This is a genomic window from Aeromicrobium sp. (assembly GCF_050700635.1).
Lineage (GTDB): Bacteria > Actinomycetota > Actinomycetes > Propionibacteriales > Nocardioidaceae > Aeromicrobium.
The window spans coordinates 1-4,077 of sequence record NZ_JBOHDT010000093.1; the positions used below are offsets into that span (position 1 = coordinate 1).

4 protein-coding genes and 1 pseudogene are annotated in these 4,077 nt (G+C 69.2%); 4 read left to right on the forward strand and 1 reads right to left on the reverse strand.

Features of this window, described 5'->3' with window-relative positions:
• Positions 1-343, reverse strand: a pseudogene (locus tag ACRDPN_RS07230) (dolichyl-phosphate-mannose--protein mannosyltransferase); the annotation flags it as partial.
• Between the two features lie 110 nt (positions 344-453).
• On the opposite strand from ACRDPN_RS07230, the gene ACRDPN_RS07235 reads away from it, so the two are divergent.
• Genes ACRDPN_RS07235 through ACRDPN_RS07250 form a run of 4 tightly spaced genes read left to right on the forward strand, consistent with a single transcriptional unit; the run spans position 454 to position 3,894 of the window.
• Complete coding sequence (locus tag ACRDPN_RS07235; RefSeq protein ID WP_431446707.1) at positions 454-1,422, forward strand: ABC transporter ATP-binding protein; 969 nt, start codon at positions 454-456, stop codon at positions 1,420-1,422.
• A complete protein-coding gene (locus tag ACRDPN_RS07240) occupies positions 1,419-2,165 on the forward strand; it encodes an ABC transporter permease (protein ID WP_431446708.1) in 747 nt (248 codons plus the stop codon). Before ACRDPN_RS07235 ends, ACRDPN_RS07240 begins: the two co-directional genes overlap by 4 nt.
• Positions 2,162-3,289, forward strand: a complete 1,128-nt coding sequence (locus tag ACRDPN_RS07245; RefSeq protein WP_431446709.1) for a sensor histidine kinase — start codon at positions 2,162-2,164, stop codon at positions 3,287-3,289. Before ACRDPN_RS07240 ends, ACRDPN_RS07245 begins: the two co-directional genes overlap by 4 nt.
• Positions 3,286-3,894, forward strand: a complete 609-nt coding sequence (locus tag ACRDPN_RS07250) for a response regulator (protein WP_431446710.1) — start codon at positions 3,286-3,288, stop codon at positions 3,892-3,894. The genes ACRDPN_RS07245 and ACRDPN_RS07250 overlap by 4 nt, the downstream gene beginning before the upstream one ends.
• The last annotated feature ends 183 nt before the right edge of the window (positions 3,895-4,077 follow it).

Genomic DNA, 4,077 nt, shown 5'->3' on the forward strand with positions numbered 1-4,077 from the left:
CCGCGGCACTGACGCGCCAGCCGAACGAGTCCATCCCGAACGCGGCCTCGCCCAGCGCGATCAGCCACTTGCCTGCCTCGGGATGGACGATCTGGGACGGCTGACCGTCGATGAACAGGTCGCTGAGATTGCCGGAGGCGATACGCCTATCGGCGCGTTCCACGTAGTCCTGCGCGTAGCCGTGGTGCAGCATCGACCACGCCTGCTTCGCGTAGTACGTCTCGTCGAAGGACAGTGTCCGCGGCCGCCCGAGGTGCCACATCCGCACGCCGAGTGCGAGCGCCGCGACCGCCAGTGGACCGATCCACCCCCACAGAGGATCGTGGCGGGATGTCTCAGTCACGGTTCCGATCGTAGAGACAGGCGGGGCGTGGCATCGGGCTGACACCTGTCATGCCGCATTCGTGACACGCGTCGTGGCGAGCGCCTCCGTGTGAATGACACGGTGAAGTCATGAACGCCATGACACAACCACTGATGCCGGCTCTCGAGCTGAACGGCCTGGCGAAGACCTTCCGGACCCGCGGTGACGGAGTGGTGCGCGCAGTCGAGCGCGTCGACCTGACGGTCCAACCTGGCGAGGTGGTGGCGCTGCTCGGCCCGAACGGTGCCGGCAAGACCACGACCCTCGACATGGTTCTCGGACTCACCAGCCCCACCAGCGGTGACGCCTCGGTCTTCGGTCGGCCGCCGCGAGAGGCCGTGATGGCCGGACGGATCTCCGCCGTGCTTCAGTCCGGGGGTCTGCTGCGCGACCTGAGTGTGCGGGAGACCGTACAAATGGTGGCCTCGGTGTTCGAGCATCCGCAGCCGATCGACGAGGTGCTGGCCCGTGCGGGTCTGACCAGACTGGCGGCCCGCAAGGTGGCCAAGTGCTCCGGCGGTGAGCAGCAGCGGCTCCGGTTCGCGCTCGCGCTGCTGCCTGACCCTGACCTGCTCGTCCTGGACGAACCCACGGCGGGCATGGATGTCGCGGCCCGGCGCGAGTTCTGGGCCACCATGCAGGCCGACGCCGCCGCCGGCCGCACCGTCGTGTTCGCCACCCACTACCTGGAGGAGGCCGACACGTTCGCGGACCGGATCGTGCTCATGGCCAGGGGTCACGTCGTCGCCGACGGCAGCACGGCCGAGATCCGCGCCAGGGCGAGCGGTCGAACCGTGTCGTCCGACGTGCCAGAGCACGAGGCCGACAAGTTCGTCGAGCGGCTCCGGCGCCGACCCGATGTCACCGAGGTGTCGATGCGGGGCAACCGGGTCGTCGTCGCGTCGACCGACTCCGATGCGGTCGCACGTGCGCTCCTGGTGGAGCTCGGCGGCAGGAACGTCGAGATCGTCACCGCCAGCCTGGAGAGCGCGTTCCTGGCGATCACCGATGAGCACGACACCGAGTCCGCGCACGACCAGCAGGAGGCTCTCGCATGAATGTCACGTTCGCCGGCCTGGAGCTCCGCCGAGTGCTCCGCGACTACGTCAGCATGTTCTTCATCGCCGTGCTCCCCGCGTTCTTCTTCGTGCTCTTCGGGGCGGCCCAGGATTTCTCTGATGAGAATGCCGGCAACGGCAACGTCGCGATGTACATCATGGTCTCGATGGCTGCGTACGGCGCGGTCACGGCGACCACCGGCATCGGGGGCATGGCCGCGGTCGAGCGCATGCAGGGATGGGGCCGGCAGCTCGGCCTGACCCCGCTGGCCGACAGCTCCTACGTGGCGATGAAGGCCGGCGTGGCGCTCGTCATCGCCACGGTCCCGGTGGCACTCATCTACCTCCTCGGTGCTCTCACCAGTGCCGAGGGCAGCGCCACCGCGTGGGCGCTGAGCGTCGCCTTGGTGCTGCTCGGCGCCGGCGTCTTCGCGATCTACGGGCTGGCCGTCGGCCTGGCGTTCCGGTCCGAGGCGGCGGTCGGCGCGGCGAGCGGCCTGCTGGTGATCATGGCGTTCCTGGGCAACATCTTCATCCCGCTCTCGGGGACTCTGCTCACCATCGCCAAGTTCACGCCTCTCTACGGCTATGTCGCGCTGGCCCGCTACCCGCTCACCGAGGGCCACCAGGTGGACGGCTCGCACGAGCCGCTGTGGATAGCAGTGACTAACGTGACCATATGGGCGGCGATCTTCGGCCTGGTGGCGACAGCGCTGGTCCGGCGCGGACGGGAACGTCAATGACCGCGTCGGCCACCGTGCCACCCAGCACGGAGCACACCGAGTCGATCGCCGAGGACCCGTGGGAACGGTTCGGCTGGGTGATGGGCGCCATCTGGCTGGTGTTCTTGGGGTTCCCCATCGCCGCAATCATCACCAGCGACCGACCTGGAGCCTTGCGTGCACTCGGGGTCGTCCTGATTGTGGGCTTCGCCGCGATCTATGTGCGCGGGCTGGTCCGCTCCAGCCGCGTCGAGCGACGGTTCGTCCGCGCCGGGTGGCTCAACGTCGTGACGTTGTCGATCTTGATGGTGGCCACCATCGTGCTGGTCGGGACCGAGGGCATCGGCATGATGCCGTTCGTCGTGGCGATGGCCGTCTTCGTGCTGCCTCTCCGCGCGGCGCTCGCCGTGTTCGGCGCCGCCATCGTGGCGACCGGCGTCGGAGCGTGGACGGTCGGGCGCCCGTTCACTGCCGATGGCGGCGCCTGGTTCCTCCTCCTGATCGTCGCGCTGGTGGGCGCTGTGTGCCTGGTCGTCCGGGTGCTGGAGCAGAGAGGTGCCGAGCATCGTGTGCTGACCGACCACCTCGCGTTGACGACGGAGCGCGAGCGGGTAGCCCGCGACGTGCACGACGTGCTCGGGCACTCGCTGACGGTCGTCACTGTGAAAGCCGAGCTCGCCGAGCGACTGGTGGACACCGACCCCGAACGCGCCAAGGCGGAGCTTGCTCAGATCCGCGACCTCACCCGCCAGTCGCTCGCCGAGATCCGGGCCACGGTCGGTGGCCTCCGGGTGGCGAGGTTGACCGACCAGATCTCGTCGGCGCACGACGCTCTGGACGACACCGGCATCAGCAGCGAGCTCATCGGCGACCCGTCAGCCGTCGACCCGCGTCACCGCGTCGTCCTGGCGTGGTCATTGCGGGAGGCAGTCACGAATGTCGTGAGGCACAGCGGGGCCTCGACCTGTCGCATCGAGCTGGGCTCCGACTTCCTGACGGTCGACGACGATGGCCACGGTGTGCGCGGACGCCGTGAGGGCAACGGCCTGCGCGGTCTGCGTGAGCGCGTCGGCGCGGCAGGCGGCACCGTTGACGTCGGACCTGGTGCCGATGGACAGGGCACCCGACTGAAGGTGCAGCTGTGACGATCAAGGTGCTGCTGGCCGACGACCAGGCGCTGGTGCGCGGCGCCATCGCTACGTTGCTCGACCTGGAACCGGACATCGACGTCGTGGCCGAGGTCGGACGTGGCGACGAGGTGCTCGCCGAGGTGCGACGATCGATGCCCGACGTGTGCCTGCTCGACATCGAGATGCCGGGGCTCGACGGCCTGGCGGTCGCCGAGCTGCTCGCGGACGTCGAGCCACAGTGCCGCAGCCTGATCGTGACGACGTTCAGCCGACCCGGCTACCTGCGTCGAGCACTCGACGCCGGAGTCGGCGGGTTCGTCGTCAAGGACACGCCGGCGAAGGAGCTCGCCGAAGCGGTGCGGCGCGTCCATGCCGGTCTGCGGGTCATCGACCCCGCTCTGGCCACCGAGTCGTTGACCAGTGGACCGAATCCGCTCACCGAGCGCGAGCAGCAGGTTCTGCGCGAGGCGCTCTCCGGCGTACCGATCGCCCAGATCGCCATGCAGGTACATCTCACCGCGGGCACCGTGCGCAACCACCTGTCTTCGGCCATCGGCAAGACCGGCACCAGTACGCGCGCCGAAGCGGCGCTGGTGGCCCAGGACCTGGGCTGGATCTGACCAGCGCTGGCACGATGGGACGGTGCTAGTGCTGGCAGCGACACCCATCGGTCGTACCGCTGACGCCTCGCCGCGACTGGCCGAGCTGCTGGCCTCGGCCGACGTCGTGGCCGCCGAGGACACCCGCCGGCTGCGTCGTCTCGCGTCGGACCTCGGCGTGGAGGTGGGCGGCCGGGTGGTGTC